At 58.9% G+C, this 6267-nt stretch carries 6 protein-coding genes; 4 read left to right on the forward strand and 2 right to left on the reverse strand.

The features are described 5' to 3' along the window. The first annotated feature begins 6 nt into the window (after nucleotides 1–6). The 3 genes from CJ260_RS04510 to CJ260_RS04520 all read left to right on the forward strand — a co-directional run bounded on the left by CJ260_RS04510 (nucleotide 7) and on the right by CJ260_RS04520 (nucleotide 2650). The gene (locus tag CJ260_RS04510; protein WP_158221367.1) at nucleotides 7–543 is read left to right on the forward strand and encodes an N-acetyltransferase; all 537 of its coding nucleotides are present in this window, start codon (nucleotides 7–9) and stop codon (nucleotides 541–543) included. Next, on the forward strand, nucleotides 540–1319 hold the full coding sequence (locus CJ260_RS04515) for a TSUP family transporter (RefSeq protein WP_095629333.1): 780 nt from the start codon (nucleotides 540–542) through the stop codon (nucleotides 1317–1319). The genes CJ260_RS04510 and CJ260_RS04515 overlap by 4 nt, the downstream gene beginning before the upstream one ends. 131 nt (nucleotides 1320–1450) lie before the next feature. Next, nucleotides 1451–2650, forward strand: coding sequence for a PLP-dependent aminotransferase family protein (locus tag CJ260_RS04520; protein WP_095629334.1), 1200 nt, complete (start codon nucleotides 1451–1453; stop codon nucleotides 2648–2650). Between the two features lie 54 nt (nucleotides 2651–2704). On the opposite strand, the gene CJ260_RS04525 is transcribed toward CJ260_RS04520, so the two are convergent. Then, nucleotides 2705–3790 (reverse strand): metallophosphoesterase, encoded by a 1086-nt coding sequence (locus CJ260_RS04525; protein ID WP_095629335.1) that lies wholly within the window; start codon nucleotides 3788–3790, stop codon nucleotides 2705–2707. 83 nt (nucleotides 3791–3873) lie between these two features. Then, entirely contained in the window at nucleotides 3874–4491 is a 618-nt protein-coding gene (locus CJ260_RS04530) for a LysE/ArgO family amino acid transporter (protein ID WP_087477962.1), read from the reverse strand. A gap of 169 nt (nucleotides 4492–4660) precedes the next feature. Between CJ260_RS04530 and CJ260_RS04535 the strand changes: the two genes are divergently transcribed. Continuing rightward, a complete protein-coding gene (locus tag CJ260_RS04535) occupies nucleotides 4661–6130 on the forward strand; it encodes a PLP-dependent aminotransferase family protein (protein ID WP_095629336.1) in 1470 nt (489 codons plus the stop codon). Nucleotides 6131–6267: the final 137 nt, after the last annotated feature.

The following is a 6267-nucleotide window of genomic DNA, read 5'->3' on the forward strand; positions in this document are numbered from 1 at the left end:
TTGGCTGTGACCTATACGATACGAAAGGGAACTGCGGCCGACGTGCCGGCTGTTGCGGCGGTGTACGACGCACTGCTGCAGTATGAGGAAGCGCATGGCACGACGACGGGCTGGCAGGCAGGCGTGTATCCGACGGCTGTCGTCGCGGAAGGAGCGGCTGCTCAGGGGACGCTGTTTGTATTGGAAGACGGCGGAGCCGTCGGCGCGGCGATGATACTCAACCATGTACAGGCGCCGGAATACGCCGCTGCTGGCTGGCAGTACGGCGCGCTGCCGGAACAGGTATTGGTTCTCCATACGCTGTGCATCTCGCCGAGAGTGGCTCGCCGTGGGTATGGACGGGCCATGGTGCAATATGCCGAAGATTGGGCTGTCCGCACGGGCTGTGCCGTCGTGCGCCTTGATACGTGGATGCATAATAGGCCGGCCCGCAGCTTGTACGAGGCTTTGGGATACCGTCTGGCCGGGGCGTCGCCGGCCAAGCTGAACGGCCTGATTCCGCTGGAGCTGGTCTTTTATGAAAAGGCGGTCGGCAGGACATGATAGAGATAGGCGGTACGGCCCTGTCCTTGCTGCTGTGCGGCGTCGGCGGCATATTTGTCGGCTTCATCGATTCCATTGCCGGCGGCGGAGGCCTCGTATCCCTGCCCATGCTGCTTGCAATGGGGCTGCCGCCCAACCTGGCTATCGGCACGAATAAACTAGCCGCGGCCTGCGGCAATGTGGTCAGCTCGATTCAATTTATCCGGGCCGGCAAGACGAAGCTGTCCTTGGCTTGGCGCATGATTCCCCTGGCCCTGGCCGGTTCGGCTGCCGGCAGCGCCTTCATGATCTATCTTCCCGAAGACGTGCTGCGGCCCCTGCTTCTCGTCGTACTGGCTGTGACGGCGGCCGTCGTGTTCTTCAAGCGCGACATAGGGAGGAGCGGTGCGTCGGAGCCAGCCAAGGTATTTTCCGCCAAGATACTGGCGGCGTCCTTTGCTATCGGAGCCTACGACGGCTTTGCCGGCCCCGGCGCGGGGACCTTTATGGTCATTGTCTTTGCTATGGTAGGCTTTGATTTCGTCGTCGCTGCTGGCAATGCCAAGATATTGGCTGTTGGGACGAACTGCACGTCCTTGCTGCTGTTCATCATGTGGGACCAAATCCTGTATGAATACGCCGTCGTTCTGGCAGCCGGACTGATGATTGGCGCCTATTTCGGCTCCCGCACGGCCATACGGCGCGGTGCGCCATTTATTCGCTTCGTCATGATGGTCGTAACCATCGCCTTGATCGGCAAGCTGCTGCTGGAATACGGCCAGGCCTGTCTTCCGTAGCTTAGTTCCGTATGATATGATGAATTTTCATTGCATATCCGAAAAAATTAACTTTACAAGGAAAGAAGCTTGTAGTATGTTAAGTTTATAAAGAGATAGGCGGCGCCGGACGGTGAAGGAGCGTGGTTCATATGGTACGATTGGCAAAGCGAATGGAAACAATGGAAGGCTCGGCAAGGATTGTGCGCCATTTATTCAGCGCCATGACCGATCCGGAGATGATTTCCTTCGGCGGCGGCGCGCCGGCTATGGAGGCCCTGCCCGTCGATATCGTGCGGGAGATTGCAAACGACGTGCTGACGAGGGATAAGCGCGGACTGGAAGCGCTGCAGTACAACAATCCCATCGGCTTGAAGGATTTGCGCGACGTCGTGGCCCGCATCCTGCTGGAGCCGAAGGGCGTCCATGCCGGGGCGGACGACATCATGATCGTTAACGGCGGCTTAGAAACGATGAACCTTCTCTGTCAGGTCGTAATCGACCCGGGCGACGTCATCCTCGTCGAATCGCCGTCCTTTGTCCACTGCATCGAGATTTTTGAAATGTTTCAGGCTCATTGCGTCGCCGTGGAAACGGACGAAGACGGCATCGTGCCCGACGACGCAGAGCGGAAGATGAAGGAATACCATCCCAAGATGGTCTATGTCATTCCGACCTTCCACAACCCGACGGGCAAGACGCTGACGAGAGAACGGCGGCAGCGGCTGGCTGAACTGGGCAGCCAGTACGACGTGCTCATCCTGGAGGACGACCCGTACCGGGATCTGCGCTACAGCGGCGAAGAGCTGCCGCCTATCAAGGTCTTTGACAAGACGGGCCATACAGTCCTGGCCAACAGCTTTTCCAAGATTTTCTCGCCGGGGTCGCGCCTGGGCTACGTCGTGGCGGCTCCGCCGATCATGGAGCGGCTCCTCGACGCCAAGACGGCGACGAACTCTCATACGTCGGCCCTGGCTCAGGTACTGTGCGCCGAGTTCTTCAAGCGGGGCTACTTCGACGAGCACTTGAAGAAGATTCGGGCGATTTACCGGGAGCGGCGCGACGTCATGATCGACAGCATCGACACCTACCTGCCGAAGGGGACGAAGCGCGTCTTCCCTGACGGCGGCCTGTTTACCTGGGTCGAGCTCCCCGGCGATATCAATACGACGGAGCTGCTCAAGGAAGCGGCGGCCTATAAGGTAGCCTTTATCGCCGGCGAAGGATTTTTCGTCGAAGGCGGCGGCAAGGGGCGCAACTGCATGCGCATCAGCTTCGGCAACGTGCCGCCGGAAAAAATCCGCGTCGGCATGGAACGATTGGGAAGGCTCATCGCGTCTAAAATGAAATAGGACATGATAATACCCCCTGTCTCGGCTACATGCGAAGCAGGGGGTATGTGCGTGTTACGTGCGGTGCAGGTGAAGGACGACGATTTCCGACCGGGGACCGGTGCGGAAGGGCGTGCCCCAGAAGCCGTAGCCGCTGGTGACGACGGCCAGGAGCCGGCCGAAGCGGCGCACGCCGTAGCACAAAGTGTACATGCGGCGGGTGACGACGTTTTCCGGGAAGAACTGGCCGCCGTGGGTATGGCCGGCCAGGTACAGGTCGTACCCTTGCCGGGCTGCCGGCGCCATGCGCAGCGGCTCGTGGTCGACGGCGATGTTGAAGGACGAGGCGTCGACGGCGGGCATGGCATGGTTCGGGTAGTGGATATAGTCGCTCATGCCCGTCAGGACGATGTTCCGGCCTATAGGGTACTGCTCGTCGGCGAGAAAGCGGACGGCCGGCAGCAGGCGGGCCAGCTCGCTGACGTCGCTGTCGAAGTAGTCGTGATTGCCGTAGACGGCGTAGACGCCTAAGGGCGCGCGCAGGCCGTTTATGTACGTATAGCTTCCGTCGCGGCGGACGAAGTCCAAATGGGCGTCGATGAGGTCGCCGCCGAATAGAATGGCGTCAGCGTGGACCGACTGGATGCGGCGCACCATGTTCTTGACGAACCAATGGCTCAGCAGGGGGCTGAAATGGGTGTCCGACAAGAAGGCGATCGTCGTGTCGGCTTCCACTTTGTCGGTTTCGACGGAAATATGGCGGTATACCGGCACGAGGGTCCGGTACGAGCCGACGACGAGTATCATGAGGATGCAGGCCCGTATGTACGCCGACAAGCGGGGGCCGACGGCCTGCCAGTCGAAACCAGCAGCGGCGCAGAGCAGCCAGGCCAGGCCATACACGACGGCGCCCATAAAGGAATAGATCGTAAAGATAAGCCAGTAGCCGCCGGCCCAGGCAAAGAACTTGGCCAGCCAGAGCGGCACGGCGTGAATGGCGTTGTGGGCTAAGGAAAAGAAGAAGGGCGCAATACAGAATAGGAGAAATGCCGGCAGCGTGTCCAGCCAGGGCACAGACGCGCAGTACATGTGCCAGGCGGAGACGCTGCCGACGAGTGATAGAACGCCGATTTTCCAGAAAAAGGCGGTGCGGTTGAACATAAGACGATCCTCCTGTATGATAGTCTCGCCTTTATGATACCCTTTTCCGCCGTCCCTTTCAACGTAGTGTACGCTCCAAGGGCTTATACCCAGCCCATGAGCTGGAGGAAGTTCCAAAACAGCTTGGCCCCGTAGAAGGCGATGACGGCGCCGCAGACGACGTTGACGATCCGCAGGGCTTTGGCGTTGAATTTATGGCTGTACAGGGAAATGAAGAAGGTCAGGCCGAAGAACCAGAGAAAGGACGCCGATACGACGCCGGCCATAAAGGGCGTGGCCTGGCTCATGGACAAGGTGACGTGGAAGGCACCGAGCATCATCGTGCCGTCTAAGATGGCCTGCGGGTTACACCAGGTGACGACGCAGGCCTTGGAAATCGTCTTGCCCAGGGGCATGGTGCGGCCGGACTGCGATACGTCGTCCTGGCGGGAGCGGATGAGATTGACGCCGATGGACATGACGATGAGGCTGCCGATGCAGAGGATGAGGGCCTGGAGCCATTCGTAGCGGTCCATGAGGGCGCCGACGCCGTAAAAGCAAGAAATCGACAGGGTCGCGTCGAAGAATAAGACGATGAGAGCTGTAAGCAGGGCCCGGCGGCGCGACGACGTCAGGGCGGCGTTGATGACGAACAGATTTTGCATGCCAATGGGGGCTACATAGGCCAATCCCATGGTCAGCCCTTGTAAAAAGAACTGCATACATATTCCTCCTTAAACCGGCCGAATCAGCGGCGGCATATAGTATTTCACAGCGGTTATAGTGTATAATAACAGCATCGTTATCGTATCTGCTATTAGTATATCAAACCGGCTTCGCCTTTCAATGAGCCAAACCGGCAAAATTGAAGTGAGCCAAAAGGAGGACCTCATGTATCGTATCCAGCCAGTACAGATCGACTGGAAACCAGACAAATCCGGCCCCGACGCCGTCTATGCCCAAATCGTCCGCTTCGTCTGCCAGAAGGTAGAGACGGGAGAATGGCCTGTCGGCACGCGCCTGCCGTCCCACCGGGAGCTGGCCCGCCTATTCGGCGTCAACCGCGGCACTATCGGGAAAGCTCTGGACATGCTGAATTCATACGGACTGATCAAGGGCAACAGGGGCAACGGCACGGCCATTGCCAGCAATACCTGGTCGGTGCTGCTGCCCCATCAGGCCGACTGGGGCAGCTACGTGTCGGCAGGCTATTTCCAGGCCAATAAGACCGTCGTGCAGGAGATTAACCGGTTGGAATTTTCTCCGCAGATGGTGCGCCTCGGCACGGGCGAGCTCGACCCGCGCCTCTTTCCGGCCGACATGATGAAGGAGGCATTGTCGCGTGCCGCGTCGTCGATAGAGTCCCTGGGCTATCCGGAGCCGCTGGGGCTGGAGCGCCTGCGCAAAGCCGTGTCTCGCCATCTGGAAAAAATCGGCATCATCGCCCCGCCGTCGTCTATCCTCATCACGTCGGGAGCCTTGCAAGCCCTGCAGCTCATCTCGGCCAGCCTCCTCGAAGGCGGCTCCGTCGTGTATACAGAGCGGCCGACGTATTTGAATTCCCTCCGCGTCTTTCAGTCGGCCGGGCTGCGCCTGACCGGCGTGGCCATGGACGCCCAGGGCATCAGCATGGCGTCGCTGCAGAACATCGTGCCCCTGTCGTCAGCGAAAACCGACGCCGTGCTGTACACCATCCCGACGAATCACAATCCGACGGGACGCACGATGACGGCAGACCGCCGCTATGCCCTCTTGAAATTCTGCGCCAACCGCCGCCTGCCGATTATCGAAGACGGCGCCTATCAGGATCTGTCCTTTGACGCCGCCCCGCCGCCGCTGAAGGCCATCGACAAGATCGGCACGGTCATCTACTTGGGCAGCGCTTCGAAATCCCTGGCCCCGGGCCTGCGCATCGGCTGGCTCGTCGGCCCTGAGCCCGTCGTCCAGCGATTAGGCGATGTGAAGATGCAGGTTGATTACGGCGCGAGTTCCCTGTCGCAGATGGTCATGGCCGAATTTCTCGAAAGCGGCATGTACGACGAGTACAACGTCTTTTTGCGGAACGAACTGCGCCGCCGCCGCGACGCGGCCCTCGACGTGCTGAACAAGCGCTTCCGCAGCATCGCCTCGTGGCAGGTCCCCGACGGGGGCTTCTACATCTGGCTGACCTTAAAGGAGACGATTCACATGGAATTCATCTTCCGGGCCGCCGCCAAGGAGGGCATCCTCATCAACCCCGGCGACATCTACGACTTCCGCCGCAATAACTCCCTGCGCCTATCCTATTCCTATACGACGCCGGAAGAATTCAGGGATGCGGCCCTGAAGCTGGCTGATATTATTGAGAGAGAAATAGAATAGAAAAATATAAGGTTAATTGTAAAATGAATTTGAACAGGTAATCAAAAAACAAAAATCCATAGTGAAGCTTCATGTTAAAATGGTTTTGCGAGAAATCATCAACAAAGGAGCAATCACTATGGATCACATCCATTCTA

The sequence above is a fragment of the Megasphaera sp. ASD88 genome (genome assembly GCF_002287425.1).
Lineage (GTDB): Bacteria > Bacillota > Negativicutes > Veillonellales > Megasphaeraceae > Megasphaera > Megasphaera stantonii.

Coding starts and splice junctions, on each gene's coding strand:
- CJ260_RS04515 (WP_095629333.1), top strand. CDS start 540: ATGATAGAGATAGGCGGTACGGCCCTGTCCTTGCTGCTGTGCGGCGTC.
- CJ260_RS04520 (WP_095629334.1), top strand. CDS start 1,451: ATGGTACGATTGGCAAAGCGAATGGAAACAATGGAAGGCTCGGCAAGG.
- CJ260_RS04525 (WP_095629335.1), bottom strand. CDS start 3,790: ATGTTCAACCGCACCGCCTTTTTCTGGAAAATCGGCGTTCTATCACTC.
- CJ260_RS04530 (WP_087477962.1), bottom strand. CDS start 4,491: ATGCAGTTCTTTTTACAAGGGCTGACCATGGGATTGGCCTATGTAGCC.
- CJ260_RS04535 (WP_095629336.1), top strand. CDS start 4,661: ATGTATCGTATCCAGCCAGTACAGATCGACTGGAAACCAGACAAATCC.